Here is a 17,014-nt window from a genome sequence, read left to right as displayed (position 1 = left end):
TTACTGTTTGCGCTTGATGTTGAAGGGGCTGAAGCCCTGGCAGGTCGGCATCAGTTCCATGTAGTTGATGTTGACGTGTGCCGGCATGGTGGCGACCCAGAAGGCGGCTTCGGCGATATCTTCGGCCGTCAGCGGGGTAGTGCCTTCATAGACCTTGGCGGCCGCGCCGTCATCGCCCTTGAAGCGCACATTGGAGAACTCGGTGCCGCCGCACAGGCCAGGGGCCAGGTTGGTGGCGCGCACGCCAGTGCCCACCAGATCGGCGCGCAGGTTCAGCGTGAACTGGTCGACGAAGGCCTTGGTGGCGCCGTAGACGTTGCCGCCCGGGTAGGGGTAGGCACCGGCCACCGAGCCCAGGTTGATGATGGTGCCGCTGCCGCGCTTGACCATCTCGGGCAGCAGGGCGTGGGTGATGGTGACCAGCCCCTTGACGTTGGTGTCGATCATGGTTTCCCAGTCCGACAGCGCGACTTCGTGGGCCGGGCCCAGGCCCAGGGCCAGACCGGCGTTGTTGATCAGGACGTCGACCTGCTTCCAGTCACCGGTCAGGCTGGCCAGGCCGGCGTCGATGGAGGACTTGCTGGTCACGTCCAGTACCAGCGGCAGTACCTTGTCGGCACCCAGTTCCTTGACCAGGTCATCCAGGCGCTCCTTGCGGCGACCGGCGGCGATCACCTTGTGACCATTGCCGGCGAATTTGCGCGCCATGGCGGCGCCGAAGCCTGCGGTAGCTCCCGTAATCAACACGACCATCTCTTGATTCTCCTGTGTGTGGCGTAAGAACCGGTGCCGGTGCTCAGGTCGCAGGCGGAACGGCGTCCCTGCGCTTCACCCCGGCGATCCCGGAAGAAAACGAAATTGTAGCCCAAAGCCGGTTTTTACGAAGTGCGGCTCGCTTTTGGCGCGGTTGCGGGGCCGGTTGAGGCATGTTGCGCCTGCGCCATGGTTCTTGCCGAAATCGCCCCATTTCACTACAATGCGCTCACCATTTCGTCTCACGTGACTGGCGAAACGTCGGGTAAAACCGACCAAGATGGGGATCCATCGGGAAGCGTGAGATTTCAACAGCCGTGCGCCTGGGCAGCCGAATGGACAGTACGACTGAGGCTGCCCGCAATCCCCCCGTATTTTCTGGCCCTCATTCGATTTTGGAAGTCGAGCATCAGGCATGCCTTCGCGCAGCCGGTGACCCGATCTTCGGCCGCACCTCATCAATTTGGAGAAACACCATGTTTGACAAGAACCAGACTCTCGCGAAAGTCGATCCCGACCTGTGGTCTGCCATCCAGAAGGAAAACGCACGCCAGCAGGATCACATCGAGCTGATCGCTTCTGAAAACTACACCTCGCCGGCCGTCATGGAAGCGCAAGGTTCGCAACTGACCAACAAGTACGCCGAAGGCTATCCGGGCAAGCGCTACTACGGTGGCTGCGAATACGTGGACGTGGCCGAGCAGCTGGCCATCGACCGCCTGAAGGCCCTGTTCGGCGCCGAAGCCGCCAACGTACAACCCAACTCCGGTTCCCAGGCCAACCAGGGCGTGTTCTTCGCCATGTTGAAGCCGGGCGACACCATCATGGGCATGTCGCTGGCAGAAGGCGGCCACCTGACCCACGGCATGGCACTGAACATGTCGGGCAAGTGGTTCAACGTGGTCTCCTATGGCCTGAACGACAAGGAAGAGATCGACTACGAAGCCATGGAAGCCCTGGCTCGCGAGAAGAAGCCCAAGCTGATCATCGCTGGCGCCTCGGCCTACTCGCTGCGCATCGACTTCGAGCGCTTCTCCAAGATCGCCAAGGAAGTCGGCGCCTACTTCATGGTCGACATGGCCCACTATGCCGGCCTGATCGCCGCCGGTGTGTACCCCAACCCGGTGCCCTTCGCCGACTTCGTCACCTCGACCACCCACAAGTCCCTGCGCGGTCCGCGCGGTGGCGTGATCCTGATGAAGGCCGAGCATGAAAAGGCCATCAACTCGGCCATCTTCCCTGGTATCCAGGGCGGTCCGCTGATGCACGTCATCGCCGCCAAGGCCGTGGCCTTCAAGGAAGCCGCATCGCCGGAATTCAAGGCCTACCAGCAGCAGGTGGTCAAGAATGCCGATGTGCTGGCCAAGACCCTGATCAAGCGTGGTCTGCGCATCGTCTCCGGCGGTACCGAGTCGCACGTGATGCTGGTGGACCTGCGTCCCAAGGGCCTGACCGGCAAGGAAGCCGAAGCCATCCTGGGTTCGGCCCACATGACCTGCAACAAGAACGGCATCCCCAACGACCCGGAAAAGCCGTTCGTGACCTCGGGCATCCGCCTGGGCAGCCCGGCCATGACCACCCGTGGTTTCAAGGAAGCCGAGGCCGAGAAGGTCGGCAACCTGATCGCCGACGTGCTGGACAACCCGCATGACGCGGCCACCATCGAGCGCGTCAAGGTCGAGGTCAAGAAGCTGACCGACGCCTTCCCGGTCTACGGCTGATTGTCTCTGACGTGACGACGCCGGTCCGATGCGGGCCGGCATCGTCGGTCTGCCGGATCGATGTCTTGCCCGACGGCGCCCGTTTTTGCGGGCGCCGTCGTTTATCTGCACTACGATACGATGGCTGTCACGGTGAGCGGGTGCAATACTGCGCCCTCTGCGCCGGGTCGCGAAGTCGCGCTGCAGTACGAAGTCAGGAGGGTGGTCCCTCCTTGTCCAGTCCAACCAAACCCCTGCTGCCATGAAGTGCCCATTCTGCAATCACGAAGATACCCCGGTGCTGGACACCCGTCTGTCCGAGGACGGTCATTCGATCCGCCGTCGTCGCCGCTGCGGCAATTGCGACAAGCGCTTCACGACCTACGAGCGCATCGAGCTGACCCTGCCGGTGATCGTCAAGAAGAATGGCAGTCGTACCGAGTTCGACCCCAGCAAGCTGCGCGGCAGCCTGATGCTGGCCTTGCGCAAGCGACCGGTGTCGGCCGAGGCGGTGGACATGGCGATCCAGAGCATCCAGGACAAGCTGCTGCAGAGCGGCGAACGGGAAGTGATGTCGGGGCAGGTGGGCGAGCTGGTCATGCGCGAACTCAAGCGGCTGGACAAGATTGCCTATATCCGCTTCGCCTCGGTGTACAAGAGCTTCGAGGATGTGACTGAATTCCAGGATGCCATCGATGAGGTGGGGCAGGAGCGCAAGGGCGCGAGAAAGCGCGAGAGCTGAGCTGCGTTGCACCGCGTCCGGTGCAAACCGGACGGGCATAAAAAACGGCTGCAGATGCAGCCGTTTTCCTTGAATCAAGTCCCGCCTGTGCCGCTGTGCCGGCATCCTGAACCTGACGGTTCAAGTTGGCTGCAGTAGTTCAATTTCGGGTTCATCGGTCTAGCGACGCTCACGCCCATCAAACGATCCCACAGCCTATGCTCGTAAATGGTTCAAGGAATATATGGCAATCGCGAACACGGCAGGAGTACGAAGTCTAACCCATTCACCGCCGCTCTCCAAGACCTGAACGAAAAATTTCTGGGCGATTTTGTAACCAGTGTTTCGACAGGCTGATTCGCCGCGCCGTCACGAACTACCAGCGACGCATGAAATGAAAATGGCTGCCCGAAGGCAGCCATTTTTCTTGCGCTGTGCAGATTGGTCCGGATATCCGAACAGTTCAGAACAGTTTTTCCTGTGGCGCCAATGCCTGGTCCACCACCTCGGTGATGGCGGTGATCTGTTGCTGCCACTGGGCAATGGTGAGACCGGCGAAGGGGCCTTCGGCACGTTGCATGGTCAGCAACTCGGCAGCGATGCCCAATCCGGCCATCACGGCGATGCGGTCGGTGCCCTTGATGCGACCGGCATCGCGGATGGCGCGCATCTTCTGGTCGAGATAGGCCACGGCGTGATGCAGCGCGGCCTGTTCGCCTTCCTGGCATGCCAGGGTGTAGGACTGGCCCATGATCATGGCCTGGATCTGGATGGTGCTCATGCGGTCTCCTCATCGGCCGACAGCGCGGCTTCGGGAACCTCGGCGACCTCTGCCACCGGCAGCTGCGCCAGGACGGTGCTCACGCGCCGGTAGGCATCATCCACCCGGCCGGAGAGGGTGGTGTTTTCTTCGGAGAGCAGTTTGACTTTCCGGCGCAGCTCGGCATTTTCTTCGCGCAGGCCTTGTGCCAGCTTGGCGAGCTGAGTGACTTTTTCAGCCAGTTGCAGGAATTCTGAACTCATGTGGTGATTGTTCGCAGGATGGGATTGCGCTGGCGGGCGCCAGTACGTGTCAGGAATGTTCAAGTTTCGTTGCGTCGACCTGCATGATTATAAGCGCTTTGCGACACACCCTGAACAAGAACGGCTGCACGGAGCAGCCGGAAGAACTTGGTACGTGGCATTGGCGAATGGTTCCCCATAGGCGGCAGTTACGTGCATTGCATTGACGACAATCGTGGGTGATGCCTGGAAGAAAACGCTCACTCGCTGCGGCGGGCGGGCTGGCCGTGCATGCGCATGTAGCCCTGTTGCAGCACGAAGTTGTCGAAGGCGGTCAGCAGCGGGTGGTATTTCTCGCTGTTGCGCTCCAGTTGCATCAGGGCATAGCCGGCGGCTTCCAGCGTGGAAAGCTGCTCCGGCTTGTGCGACTTGCGGATGGTGTAACGCGAGATGGGGGTATCGATCAACACCATGCGCGGCAGGGTTTGCAGGATGGGATTTTCGAAGAGCATCTTGCGACTCTTGCGCCAGGTGCCATCAATGATGACCAGGCGGATGCGCTGCAGCGTCTGGCGCTTGTCCACCGTCATCGTGCGGGCGTCGAAATGGGTGGTCTCGGGCGTGGCGGCGTCATCGGTGTAAAGCAGGATCGGGTGCACCGGCTCGCTATCGGGCACGTTGCGCACCCGCGACGGTGCATGCAGCATCTGCTGCAGTTCGTCGGGATCGAACGCCGAACCGACGACGAGCTTGCTGTACGGCAGGCTCAGATGCAGCAGCCGCACGCTGTTCTTGGCATTGTTGACTTCCAGCGGGTGTTGCAGGATCAGGACATCGATGGCGTGATCGATGGGAGAGGTCCAATGGCAGATGCATGCCGAAAGGGCACGCTGGCAGATCGGGCAAATCAGTCTGCGGGAGGTGTGTGGATCGTGGTTGGAAACCAAAATTATCAGCCTTCTCTAGTTGCGCAATGGTCATCTCGTACAGCAGTGCAGACGTTGGCAAGGGGCAGATGCCCGGTTGCCAGACGTTTGGATGGACCCGTTGTTTGTGGGGCGTAGATTGGACTGAGTGTTGTTAGGCGTCAATCGACATAAAGCGAAGATATTCTCGATTTTTACGGAAATTGAATTGGCATTTTGCAGATTCCCGTTTACCGGCCACGTTCTTCCCTGTTCCATAAAGGGTTTTGGCTGCGCAGCCTGTATTTCGACCTGTTCTGTCTTTACACCTTGAGGTAGTCCTCGCGTCCGCCCAGCCAGCGTGCCAGGTGTCGGTCCACGATGTCGGGCGCATGTTGCAGCAGTGCCTGGGCGGTATCACGGGCCTTTTCCACCAGCCACTGGTCGGTGCCGAGATCGGCAAAGCGCAGCATGGCTTCGCCCGACTGCCGTGCCCCCAGGAATTCGCCGGGGCCGCGGATATCCAGGTCGCGCCGGGCGATCTCGAAGCCATCCGTCGTTTCACGCATGGTGGCCAGGCGTTGCTTGGCGGTGCCGCCCAAGGGGCCCTGGTACAGCAGCAGGCACACGCTAGCGGCCGATCCGCGTCCGACCCGTCCGCGCAACTGGTGCAATTGCGACAGGCCGAAACGCTCCGCATGCTCGATCACCATCAGCGAGGCATTGGGCACATCCACGCCCACCTCGATGACGGTGGTCGCCACCAGCAGATGAATGGCGCCGCGCGTGAAACCCTCCATGACGATCTGTTTTTCCACCGGCTTCATGCGCCCGTGGACCAGTCCGATGGTGAGGTCCGGCAAGGCCGCCGACAGGGCCGCATGGGTATCGGTGGCGGTCTGCAGTTGCAGCGCCTCCGATTCCTCGATCAAGGGACAGACCCAGTAGATCTGCTTGCCTTCCAGCGCCGCCGCATGTACCCGTTCGATCACTTCGTCCCGACGGTTCTGATCGATCACGCGGGTCACGATGGGCGAGCGTCCCGGCGGCAGTTCATCGATCACCGACACTTCCAGGTCGGCGTAATAGGTCATGGCCAGCGTGCGCGGAATGGGCGTGGCCGACATCATCAACTGATGCGGCACAGCGGCGGCGTCACGGTCCTCCGGATTGAAGCTCTTGTTGCGCAGCGCCAGCCGCTGGCCGACGCCGAAGCGATGCTGCTCGTCCACGATCACCAGCCCCAGGTTCTCGAACTGCACCGTGTCCTGGATCAGCGCATGGGTGCCGATGACCAGGCGCGCCGCACCGGACTCGATATGGGCCAGGGCCTCGGTCTTTTCCTTTTTCTTCTGGCTGCCGGAAAGCCAGGCCACGCCCACATCCAGCGGCTCCAGCCAGGCCGCGATCTTGCGGAAGTGCTGCTCGGCCAGGATTTCGGTGGGCGCCATCAGCACGGCCTGGCAGCCACTGTCGATGGCCTGGGCTGCCGCCAGTGCCGCCACCACCGTCTTGCCGCTGCCCACATCGCCCTGCAGCAGTCGCTGCATGGGGAAGGACTGGCGCAGGTCGGCGCGGATTTCCTCCAGCACGCGTTGCTGCGCGCCGGTCAGCTGGAAGGGCAGGACCTTGGTCAATTCCTCGGTGAGGCGCCCGGTCACCGGCAAGGCCCGCGCGGTCTTGGCGCGCCGCGCCGCCTGGGCACGCTTGAGCGAAAGCTGCTGCGCCAGCAGTTCATCGAACTTCATGCGGATCCAGGCCGGATGTGACTTTTCCGTCAGGGCGTATTCATCCACGTCCGGCGGCGGGTTGTGCAGCAGTCGCACTGATGGCTCGAAGGCGGCCAGGTCCAGGGTCTGCAACATCGAGGGCGGCAGCGTATCGCTCCAGTCCAGCCGGCTCATGGCATTGGCAATGGCCTTGCGCAGGTAGGCCTGCGACAGGCCTTCGCCGGCAGGGTAGACCGGCGTAAGCACGTCCGGCAGCGGCGCCCCTTCGTTGACCACCTTGTAGGAAGGATGGACCATCTCGGCCCCGAAGAAACCATGTCGCAGCTCGCCGCGCACCCGCACCCGGGTACCTTCGGCCAGCTGCTTGGTCTGGCTGCCGTAGAAGTTGATGAAACGCAGCGTCAACTGGCCGCTGTCGTCGCCCACCGTCACGATCAGTTGCCGGCGTGGGCGGAACTGCACTTCGCAGGCCGTCACCACGCCTTCCACCTGCACCGTCTGCAGGCCGCGCAGGGAGGCCTCGGCGATGCTCATGAGGCTGGTCTCGTCCTCGTAGCGCAGCGGCAGGTGCAGCACCAGGTCCATGTCATTGTGCAGGCCCAGCTTGGCCAGCTTGTTTTCGGGCTTGGCGGCAGGCTTGGCGGTGGGCGCGGCTTTTTTCTTCGAAGCCGGCGAGCTGGTTTTCTTCGCGGTAGCGGGCATGCGGTCAGCGGTCGGATAGTCGGATTGCCATAGGTACACTAGTCGCACGGGAAGATGGGAAAAACGCGCAGACAGCGTAAAATAGCGGGTTACGCTATTTTACTGTGAATATTTACAGTATCAATCCCGCCGGCAACACTTCTTGCCGGGGAAGGCTGCCGGACCCGACCGCGTTCCCGCTTTCGTTTTCTCTCGATCGCGTTTGAGCACTGGTCGCTGTCGACGCCGCCTCCATCATTATTTTGCAAGCATGTACTCTCTTTCCGACTTCGATTTCGATCTCCCCCCCGAGCTGATCGCCCAGACCCCGCTGGCCGAGCGCAGTGCCTCGCGCCTGTTGCAGGTGCAGGGCGCGCAGCTGACCGACCGCCGTTTTTCCGACATCGTCGACCTGCTGCAGCCCGGCGACCTGCTGGTCTTCAACGATACCCGCGTGATCAAGGCGCGCCTGTTCGGCGTGAAGGAAACCGGCGGCAAGATCGAGGCCCTGGTCGAACGCATCCTCGATGCGCGTACCGTGCACGCCCAGGTGCGCGCCTCCAAGTCGCCGCCGCCGGGCAGCCGCATCCGCCTGGCCGATGCTTTCGATGTCACGGTGGGTGAACGTTTCGGCGAGTTCTATACGCTGCACTTCCCGGCGGACGCCTTCGAACTGCTGGAGCAATACGGCAGCCTGCCCTTGCCGCCCTACATCGATCACGAAGCCGACGCCTACGACGAAACCCGCTATCAGACCGTCTACGCCAAGGAGCCCGGCGCGGTCGCCGCGCCCACCGCCGGCCTGCACTTCGACCAGGCGCTGCTGGAACAACTGGCCGCGCGCGGCGTCAAGCAGGCCTTCGTCACCCTGCACGTGGGCGCCGGCACCTTCCAGCCGGTGCGGGTGGAAGACCTGTCGCAGCACAAGATGCACAGCGAGTGGTACACCATCTCGCCGGAGACGGTGGAGGCCGTGCGTGCCACCCAGGCCGCCGGCGGGCGCGTCGTCGCCGTGGGCACCACCAGCATGCGGGCGCTGGAGTCCGGTTCGCAAAGCGGCCAGCTCCAGGCCGGCAGCGACGACACCCAGCTCTTCATCACGCCCGGCTACACCTTCAAGACCGTCGACCTGCTGGTGACCAATTTCCACCTGCCCAAGTCGACCCTGCTGATGCTGGTCTCGGCCTTCGCCGGCTATGCGCACATCCGCGCCGCCTACGCCCATGCGATCGCGCAGCAATACCGCTTCTTCAGCTATGGCGACGCCATGTTGCTGACCCGTACCTGAAACATCGAGAGAAACAGAGAACCCCATGCTGGAATTCACCCTCCTGAAGACCGACGGCCGCGCCCGTCGTGGCCGCGTCAAACTGAACCACGGCACCGTCGAGACTCCCATCTTCATGCCGGTCGGTACCTATGGTTCGGTCAAGGCCATGTCGCCGCTGGAACTGAAGGAAATCAACGCCCAGATCATCCTCGGCAATACCTTCCACCTGTGGCTGCGCCCGGGGCTGGAAGTGGTCAGCAAGTTCGGCGGGCTGCACAAGTTCATCGGCTGGGACAAGCCCATCCTGACCGACTCCGGCGGCTTCCAGGTGTTTTCGCTGGGAGAGATGCGCAAGATCACCGAAGAGGGCGTGCACTTCGCCTCGCCCATCAACGGCGACCGCCTGTTCCTCTCGCCGGAGATCTCGATGCAGATCCAGCGCGTGCTCAATTCGGACATCGTCATGCAGTTCGACGAATGCACGCCCTACGAGATCGATGGCCGCCCGGCCACGCGCGAAGAGGCCGGCAAGTCCATGCGCATGTCGCTGCGCTGGGCCAAGCGTTCCAAGGATGAATTCGACCGCGGCGAGAATCCCAATGCGCTCTTCGGCATCGTCCAGGGCGGCATGTTCGAGGGTTTGCGCGACGAGTCGCTGGCCGGGCTGGAGGAGCTCGGTTTCGACGGCTTCGCCATCGGCGGCCTGTCGGTGGGCGAGCCCAAGGAAGACATGATGCGCGTGCTGGAACACGTCGGCCCGCGCCTGCCAGCCGACAAGCCGCACTACCTGATGGGCGTGGGCACGCCCGAGGATCTGGTCGAAGGCGTAGCCAATGGCGTGGACATGTTCGACTGCGTCATGCCCACCCGCAATGCGCGCAATGGCTGGATCTTCACCCGCTACGGCGACGTCAAGATCAAGAACGCCAAGTACAAGAACGACGACCGTCCCTTCGACGAGACCTGCGACTGCTACGCCTGCAAGAACTTCTCGCGCGCCTACCTGCACCACCTGCACCGCGCCGGCGAAATCCTCGGGGCACGCATGAATACCGTGCACAACCTGCATTACTACCTGCAGCTGATGCAGGAGATGCGCGACGCCATCGACGCCGGTACCTTCCAGGACTTCGTCAAGAAATTCAAGGAAGACCGCGCCCGCGGCGTGGACTGAGCCAAGCCGGCGCGGGCCGGTGAACAGGCCTGGCGCAATCGTGCAAGGTTTGGGAAGAATTGTTCATATCCCGTGCCGGTCGTCGACCATGCCATCCCCGCCGGATCTCAGTTTCCGGCCGTTTTCTGCTCCAGGCACAGCGTAAAGCAACTACCCTGGCCTACCTGGCTCTGCACGCTGATGGCACCGCCCATCAGGTGCGCCAGCTTCTGGCTCAGGTACAGGCCCTGGCCCATGCCCTCATGCTTGCGTGAGGCCGAGGCGTCGAGCTGGGTAAAGGCGCGAAACAGCTTCTGCTGATCCTGCTCGCTGATGCCGCAGCCGCTATCCTGCACCTCGATGAAGGTGGTGGTGCTGTCACCATGCGGCTGCTGGCGCCATCGCACCCGCACCTGCCCGTGCTCGCTGAACTTGATGGCATTGCCCACCAGGTTCAGCAGGATCTGCCCCAGCGCCCGACGGTTGGTATGGATCACGGTTTCCCTTGTCCCCGCTTCTGCTCCCGCTCCGGCTTCCACCTCCAGCAGCAAGCCCTTCTTCTCGGCGGCCGGCCGCAGCGTGCTCACGGTTTCATCGATCAGCTGCGAACAGAGCAGGGCCTCGGGAATCAGGTCGGCGTCCTCGGTCTCCATGCGCGACACATCCAGCAGGCTGGTGATCAGCCCGAGCAGGTGCTCGGCGCTGTCGTGAACCGTCTGCAACTGCTGTTCCTGTTCCGCCGTCAACGGACCACCCATGCGGGTGAGCAGGATGTCGGTGAAGCCCAGGATGGCATTGAGCGGGGTGCGCAGTTCATGCGAGGTATTGGCCAGGAAGCGGTTGCGCGACTCCATGGCTTCCTGCAGGGCGCGGTTCTTTTCGGCCAGGTCTTCTTCGATGCGCTTGCGGTCACTGATGTCGCGCACCGCGATCAGCAGGAAGGTCTCGCCTTCCACCACCAGCGGGCTGAGGCTGACGTCGACCGGGAACTCGCTGCCGTTGCGCTTCAATCCGCACAGGTCGGGCGTCGGGTTGCTGGCCAGCGGTGCGGCATGGTTCAAATAGGTCGTCAGGTTCTGCGCGTGCATGGCCAGAAAGCGCTGCGGAATGAGGACATCGATGGCGCAGCCGGTCAGTTCGGCTACCTCCCAGTCGAACAATTCGCCGGCCCGGCGGTTGGCCAGCACGATGCGGTCCAGCGCGTTGACCACGATGATGCCGTCCGGCAGCGAATCATAGAGGCCGTGTACGCTGGCGGCGATCAGGCTGATGTCGCGCAGCACGGTGGCCTGGCTGATATCGCGCTTGCAGGACAGGACGTATTGCGGATGGCCCTGCTCGTCGCGCAGCAGCTTGTTGGACACCGACAGGTGCAGCAGGGAGCCATCCTTGCGACGCCGGATGGATTGGCACTCGGCACGCCCCAGGCTGATGGTATCGGCGAAGACGCGGTCTTCCTCCATACGCCGTTCGGGCGGCACGATGAAATCCGAGAGATGCTGGCCCAACACTTCCTGGGCGGCATAACCGAAGATCTGTTCAGCACAGCGGTTCCAGTAGATCACCTGGCCTTGCATGTCCATCAGGACATAGGCGTCCGGCGCTTCACTGAGCAGCAGTTGTTCAAGTTGCAGCATCGTCGTCGCTGCCGGTTTGTTGCAGGCGCAGGAGCCGGTCGTGGACCTGGGCCGGCAGGCCCTGCCAGAGCGACTTGCCGGCGATATGCATGGTCTGCGTCCAGTCCTGCCAGTCTTCGCCGGCCTGCTGGTACAGCTCGGGGAAATCGTGCGGTGCCAGCTGCAGTTGTGGCAGCGCCGTGGCGACCTTCTGTAGCGCCGCCTCGGCCAGTTGCGGCGCACCGCAGCCCAGCTCGGCCATGGCCGAGGACAGGTACAGGGTCCAGATGATTTCCAGCGGACGTGGCGCGGGCAGGGCGTCCGGCAGGCTGGGCGACTCGTAATGCAGGACCGCGTCGCAGAAGAGTTCAGGAATCTTCCAGTCCTGCATCAGCGCCGCGGCGATGTTGAGGTGGTTGAAGCCGAACAGCGACTGCTCCATGGCCAGCTGGGCCGAAGGCTCCAGCACCCGCGTGAGCAGCGAGGAATAGCCGGTCGGATGGGCCGAGGCCAGGGTCAGCTTGCCGATGTTGGCCAGGAGCCCCGTGGTAAACATCTCGCCCAGTGGCGCCACCCGGGTATGGCCGCTGATGGCCTGGGCGCTGCAGGCCATGGCAAAGCTGTGGGCCCAGAATGCCGGCAGTTTGAAGTTGGTGCAGGAGGCCGGCGCCGTGGTCTCGGCAAGCGACAGCGCCAGGGCCAGCTGGCGCACCGCCTGCAGGCCCACCAGCAGCATGCTGTCCATGCTGACCGAGGCGATCGGTCGCACCCGGTGCGCATTGAGCACGTTGACGATGCGGATGATGCGTCCGGACAGGGCCGGGTCGGCCTGCACCAGATGGATCAGTTCGGCCATGTCGGGGTCGTCCTGCGCGCACAGGCGCATGATGGTCAGGCGCACCCCGCCCGGCGAGGGCAGGGCCTGGGCGCTCCTGAGCTTCTCGAACAGGGTCGGTTCAATGAAGGTCAGCATCATTTGCTTTCCTGGTAGCGGTTGTGGATGTCGAGCACGTCGTCCCAGCCGGCGAAGAAGGCCTCCACGCAGCGCGGGTCGAAGTGACTGCCGGCATTGTCGCGCAGATAGCGCGAGGCGTCTTCCAGGCTCCAGCCTTTTTTGTAGGGGCGCGTCGAGGTCAGCGCATCGAACACATCGGCCACGGCCACGATGCGGCCATAGAGCGGGATGTCTTCGCCCTTGAGGCCGTTCGGATAGCCGCTGCCGTCCCACTTCTCGTGGTGGGTGCGGGCGATCTGCGAAGCCGTCTGCAGCAGCGGGGAAGGGCTGTCGCGCAGGATGTCGGCGCCGATCTGGGCGTGCAGGCGCATGACCTTGAGTTCTTCCTCATCCAGTCGCCCGGGTTTGAGCAGGATATGGTCGGGGATGCCCATCTTGCCGATGTCGTGCATCGGCGCGGCATTGAACAGCAGGTCCTGTTCTTCCTGAGGCAGGCCCAGGTGGGCGGCGATGATGCGGGTGTAGTTGGACATGCGCAGCAGATGCTCGCCGGTCTCGGGGTCGCGATAGCCGGCCGCGCGCACCAGCAGGTCCATGGAGTTCAGCGCCAGGGTATTGCTCTGGTGCGACTTCTGTTCCACTTCTTCGGCCAGGTGTTCGATCTTCTGGCTCATGGCCAGCTGCGACTTGCGCATGGCCAGCATGTTCTTGACCCGCGCCAGCAGCTCCACCCGGTTCACCGGCTTGGAGAGGAAATCGTTGGCCGTCATCTGCAGCGCCTGGTGGCGTACCTGTAGCCCCATGTCGGCGGTGATCATGATGACCGGCGTCATTTCCTGGCCCGGCATGGCGCGAAAGCGCGACAGGAAACCCAGGCCGTCCATGCCCGGCATCATGTAGTCCAGCAGGATCAGGTCGGGCTCGTGGGTGCCACACCAGTCCAGCGCCTCATAGGCATCAGGGCAGGTGCTGATGCTGGTGTCCGGCAACTGCGCCAGCATGTGCGTGAAAAGTGAAAGATTGGTCTTGTCGTCGTCGACGATCAGTATTTTCATGTGCTCCCCCGGCCCCTCTGTTGTATGTGATCACGCAGCGCGGCGAAGGCGGTGGCACATTCCCCGGCCAGCGTGCGTACCTGCGCCAGTTCCCCCTGGCGGGCAGCGATTTCCATCTGACGTCCCAGCTGACCCAGTGCCTGTATCCCCAGGTTCAGGCAACTGCCGGCCAGGCGATGGCCCAGGGCCTGGATCTCGCCCAGCAGGGGTTCGCTGGCCTGGACCTGGCGCGCCAGGTCCTCCATCACGGGCCCGGTATGTTCGATGAACATGTCCAGCATGTCGCTGGCCAGCCCGGTGTCCTCGCCAAAGAGTTCCTCCAGGCGGGCTTCGTCGATGATCGGCAAGGCCTGCTCGGCCGCCTGCTGCGGCGCTGCGGGCGGCAGGTAATGCGTCAGCATCGCCGCCAGTTGCGAGCGCAGCAAGGGCTTGGTCAGATAATCGTCCATACCCGCCTCCAGGCATTGTTCGCGATCACCGGCCATGGCATTGGCGGTCATCGCGACGATGGGGGTATGCATCAGCTCGCCCTGCATGCGCCGGATGCGGCGCGTGGTTTCGTAGCCATCCAGGACCGGCATCTGGCAATCCATCAGGATCAGCGCATAGTCGCGCTGCGCCAGCTTTTCCAGTGCCTCCGCACCATTGGAGGCGATATCGACTGCGTAGCCCATGGCATTGAGCTGGTACACCGCCACCTTCTGGTTCATTACGTTGTCTTCCACCAGCAGCAGGCTATGCGCCTCCTGCGACCCCTGCAGCCCTGGCGAGCGCGCCAGGACCGCTGGCGCTGCATCGACCTGCTGCTCCCCCTTGCCCGTTCCATTCATCTCCCCCATCACCGCGCGCAACAGCTGCTGCTTGCGCAGCGGCAACTGCAGCACGGTGGCTGGGGTGGGTGTTGGTGATCCGTCTATATTAAGGCCGTGTACGCCGTGGTCAAGCAAGACGCACGTCATGCCGGGGCGGGCCGACTGCAGCTGCGCCAGTACCGCTGGGGCCGGCATATCGCGTACCTCCGAACTGACGATGACGGCATCGATGCCCGTGGTCGTGGCCAGGGGGCCGGTCAGCGCGGCCAGGGCGTCATTGGCACTGCCGTAGCGCACTGTCTCCACGCCGGCCGCGCGCAGGGTTTCATGCAGCATGGCGGCACTGGCGTCGTGGGTTTCGATGAGCGCAACTTGTCGCTTTTTGGCTGCAAAGCTTCTGGGCGGCAACGCCGCCGATGGCGCCACCGGAATCCCTAGTTCGAACCAGAAACAGGAGCCCGCACCGGGGCTGCTGTCGACGCCGATATGGCCGCCCATCAGTTCGACCAGGCGCTTGCAGATCGACAGGCCCAGGCCGGTGCCACCGTATTGCCGGGTGACCGAACTGTCGGCCTGCGAAAACGGCGAGAACAGGCGCCGCATGGTTTCCTCATCCATGCCGATGCCGCTGTCGCGCACCTCGAAGCGCAGCCGGCAATGATCACCCGCCACATGCAGCGCCTGCACTCGCAAGAGCACCTCGCCGCGGTGGGTGAACTTGAGCGCATTGCCCAGCAGGTTCAGCAGGATCTGTCGGATGCGACCGGGGTCGCCCAGCATCCTGGGTGGCAGGCGCGCATCCACATGGGTCATTAGGCGCACCTGTTTTTCGCGGGCCTTGAAGGAGAGCGCCTCGGCGCTGGCTTCCACCACTTCCAGCAGATCGAACTCGACCACGGCAATGTCCATCTTGCCCACATCGATCTTGGAGAAGTCGAGCACGTCATTGACGATGCCCAGCAGGGCATTGGCCGAATCCTCGATGGCCTTGGCGAATTCGGTCTGCTGGCTGTCCAGGCGTGTGGTGCGCAGCAGGCCGGCCATGCCCAGCACGGCATTCATGGGCGTGCGGATTTCATGGCTCATGGTCGAGAGGAAGGCACCGCGGGTCAGCATGGCGTGATCGGCCGCCTCCTTGGCCAGTACCAGGCTGCGCGCAGCACGCTGGTTCTCGCACATGAAGCGCAACAGGATCAGTGCCCGCACCGCCCACAGCGCCAGCAGGCCCAGCGTGAGCCAGGCCGGCAGATCGGTCTGCCACAGCGCGAACACCGCCAGCGCCGCAAAACAGGCTTCCGATAGCAGCAACAGCGCGCGCCCGTCGCGCCGCGCTGATGGAGGGACTGCCTCTGGTCTCACAAAATGATCTCCATGCTTCTTTGAACTCCGATGGTGGCTGGCAGGGCGGCGCGGGATCACCTCCCCAAGGTCCAGTACATTCAAATCAATTATAACGAATTGGTTTTATAAATTGTGAAAATTGCTTTATTCGTTCGCATTCTAGCCACGAAATGGGATCAGGAAAAGGCAGGAAAAACCCGATGGGTTTGTTGTAGATAAGTCAAAAAGTCTTTGTTGAAGCCGCTCATCGACCGATGGAGTCAGTATTGATGGTGAAAAAATCAACTGTGTTAATTTATTCTGTCAAATTAATTTAATTGATTTAATCGATAAATTTAACTAAAATGGATTCATAGTCGAAGAATGCAGTGGCCCAACTGATGACAAGGAGCCTGCGCTATGAACAATCTGAACAATCCCCCCTCGAAGGTACTGTCCCGTCCGCATCTGCTGCGCTGGAGCGCCACGCTGCTGATCCTGGCACTGGTGCTGTGCGGCTGGTCGCGCCAGCAGTTGCAGGCCGCCACCACGGCGCGGCTGGCCGTTTCGGCCGTGGTGCCCACGCGCTGCAATGTGGTGGTGCAGATCGTCAACGGCAGCGCTGCCGTCTCCAATACCTGCGGCGGGGTGATGGCCGGCAGCCCGGATGGACGGGCATTGTTGCTGGTGGACCAGCGCGAACGCTCGGTGCTGGTGGTGTACTGATTGCCGATCTCTTTCCCCGACCTCATTCCCCGCCCTGATTTCTCACCTGATCCCCGACCGGTCCTGACCCCGCCTGCCACGGCGGCTCCTGCCGCGCGCTCCTCCAGGGCGGCGGCCGTGAAAATAGCCATTTCTCCCTTGATCTGCGGCAAGACGTCCCGATTTGGCGTCATAGCGCTGGTGCAGTGCTAGAATGCAGGGCTATTTTTTAATCAACCTTTGGAGCCTTACGTGTTTATTTCCGACGCATACGCGCAAACGGCCGCAGCAGCCCCTGGTGGCGCGATGGGCAACCTGGCCAGCTTCCTGCCGATCATCCTGATGTTCGTGGTGTTGTACTTCCTGATGATCCGCCCGCAGATGAAGCGTCAGAAAGAACAGAAAGCCATGATGGACGCACTGGGCAAGGGCGACGAAGTCGTCACCTCCGGTGGCCTGCTGGGTCGCATCACCAAGGTGGCCGATGGCTACATCACCATCGAAGTGGCTGAAGGCACCGAAGTCGTCGTGCAAAAGGGCGCTGTCACCACCCTGCTGCCCAAGGGCACCATCAAGGGCCTGTAATGGCCTGACCGGTTCGGTCGGCCCGCGTGCCGGCGAACCCATGGGCGCATC

Annotated in this window: 15 protein-coding genes, 1 other RNA gene and 1 riboswitch; of the genes, 6 read left to right on the top strand and 10 right to left on the bottom strand. The window is 62.7% G+C overall.

Annotation, left to right across the window (positions count from 1 at the left end; translation table 11 throughout):
• A complete protein-coding gene (locus tag ACEOAC_RS19615) occupies positions 1–753 on the bottom strand; it encodes an SDR family oxidoreductase (protein ID WP_077237956.1) in 753 nt (250 codons plus the stop codon).
• 236 nt (positions 754–989) lie between these two features.
• Positions 990–1,089, top strand: a riboswitch (ZMP/ZTP riboswitch).
• Between the two features lie 140 nt (positions 1,090–1,229).
• Between ACEOAC_RS19615 and glyA the strand changes: the two genes are divergently transcribed.
• Positions 1,230–2,474, top strand: coding sequence for a serine hydroxymethyltransferase (gene glyA / locus ACEOAC_RS19610; protein ID WP_006464742.1), 1,245 nt, complete (start codon positions 1,230–1,232; stop codon positions 2,472–2,474).
• A gap of 241 nt (positions 2,475–2,715) precedes the next feature.
• Positions 2,716–3,195 carry a transcriptional regulator NrdR gene (gene nrdR, locus ACEOAC_RS19605; RefSeq protein WP_006464743.1) on the top strand — a complete coding sequence of 160 codons (480 nt, stop codon included), beginning with the start codon at positions 2,716–2,718 and terminating at the stop codon, positions 3,193–3,195.
• A 74-nt stretch (positions 3,196–3,269) separates the two neighbouring features.
• Here nrdR and ssrS read toward each other — a convergent pair.
• From ssrS to recG, 5 genes are all read right to left on the bottom strand, one after another.
• Positions 3,270–3,446, bottom strand: a non-coding RNA gene (ssrS, locus tag ACEOAC_RS19600) — 6S RNA.
• 191 nt (positions 3,447–3,637) lie between these two features.
• A complete protein-coding gene (locus ACEOAC_RS19595; RefSeq protein ID WP_006464744.1) occupies positions 3,638–3,955 on the bottom strand; it encodes a cell division protein ZapA in 318 nt (105 codons plus the stop codon).
• Positions 3,952–4,197, bottom strand: a complete 246-nt coding sequence (locus ACEOAC_RS19590) for a DUF904 domain-containing protein (protein WP_077237657.1) — start codon at positions 4,195–4,197, stop codon at positions 3,952–3,954. Before ACEOAC_RS19590 ends, ACEOAC_RS19595 begins: the two co-directional genes overlap by 4 nt.
• Positions 4,198–4,436: 239 nt before the next feature.
• Positions 4,437–5,123: a tRNA-uridine aminocarboxypropyltransferase gene (locus ACEOAC_RS19585; protein WP_413444868.1), complete on the bottom strand. Its 687-nt coding sequence runs from the start codon at positions 5,121–5,123 to the stop codon at positions 4,437–4,439.
• Between the two features lie 281 nt (positions 5,124–5,404).
• Positions 5,405–7,513, bottom strand: coding sequence for an ATP-dependent DNA helicase RecG (gene recG, locus ACEOAC_RS19580; protein ID WP_413628537.1), 2,109 nt, complete (start codon positions 7,511–7,513; stop codon positions 5,405–5,407).
• A gap of 250 nt (positions 7,514–7,763) precedes the next feature.
• Here recG and queA point away from each other — a divergent pair, with 250 nt between their 5' ends.
• Positions 7,764–8,780: a tRNA preQ1(34) S-adenosylmethionine ribosyltransferase-isomerase QueA gene (queA, locus tag ACEOAC_RS19575; protein WP_077237659.1), complete on the top strand. Its 1,017-nt coding sequence runs from the start codon at positions 7,764–7,766 to the stop codon at positions 8,778–8,780.
• Between the two features lie 25 nt (positions 8,781–8,805).
• Positions 8,806–9,936 (top strand): tRNA guanosine(34) transglycosylase Tgt, encoded by a 1,131-nt coding sequence (tgt, locus tag ACEOAC_RS19570; protein ID WP_006464750.1) that lies wholly within the window; start codon positions 8,806–8,808, stop codon positions 9,934–9,936.
• Between the two features lie 107 nt (positions 9,937–10,043).
• On the opposite strand, the gene ACEOAC_RS19565 is transcribed toward tgt, so the two are convergent.
• From ACEOAC_RS19565 to ACEOAC_RS19550, 4 genes are read right to left on the bottom strand one after another with little or no spacing between them, the layout of a single operon-like run.
• Entirely contained in the window at positions 10,044–11,552 is a 1,509-nt protein-coding gene (locus ACEOAC_RS19565) for a PAS domain-containing sensor histidine kinase (RefSeq protein WP_006464751.1), read from the bottom strand.
• Positions 11,539–12,507, bottom strand: a complete 969-nt coding sequence (locus ACEOAC_RS19560) for an HDOD domain-containing protein (RefSeq protein ID WP_039876234.1) — start codon at positions 12,505–12,507, stop codon at positions 11,539–11,541. Before ACEOAC_RS19560 ends, ACEOAC_RS19565 begins: the two co-directional genes overlap by 14 nt.
• A complete protein-coding gene (locus ACEOAC_RS19555) occupies positions 12,504–13,541 on the bottom strand; it encodes an HD domain-containing phosphohydrolase (RefSeq protein WP_241813823.1) in 1,038 nt (345 codons plus the stop codon). Before ACEOAC_RS19555 ends, ACEOAC_RS19560 begins: the two co-directional genes overlap by 4 nt.
• Positions 13,538–15,712, bottom strand: a complete 2,175-nt coding sequence (locus ACEOAC_RS19550) for an ATP-binding protein (RefSeq protein ID WP_413444214.1) — start codon at positions 15,710–15,712, stop codon at positions 13,538–13,540. Before ACEOAC_RS19550 ends, ACEOAC_RS19555 begins: the two co-directional genes overlap by 4 nt.
• Positions 15,713–16,093: 381 nt before the next feature.
• Here ACEOAC_RS19550 and ACEOAC_RS19545 point away from each other — a divergent pair, with 381 nt between their 5' ends.
• Together ACEOAC_RS19545 and yajC are read left to right on the top strand one after the other, a co-directional pair.
• On the top strand, positions 16,094–16,399 hold the full coding sequence (locus tag ACEOAC_RS19545) for a hypothetical protein (RefSeq protein WP_241813821.1): 306 nt from the start codon (positions 16,094–16,096) through the stop codon (positions 16,397–16,399).
• A 285-nt stretch (positions 16,400–16,684) separates the two neighbouring features.
• Complete coding sequence (gene yajC / locus ACEOAC_RS19540; RefSeq protein ID WP_008326581.1) at positions 16,685–16,963, top strand: preprotein translocase subunit YajC; 279 nt, start codon at positions 16,685–16,687, stop codon at positions 16,961–16,963.
• Positions 16,964–17,014: the final 51 nt, after the last annotated feature.

It is taken from the genome of Herbaspirillum frisingense (assembly GCF_047325095.1).
GTDB classification, from domain to species: Bacteria; Pseudomonadota; Gammaproteobacteria; order Burkholderiales; family Burkholderiaceae_D; genus Herbaspirillum; species Herbaspirillum frisingense.
This window is presented reverse-complemented; position numbering and strand designations above follow the sequence as displayed.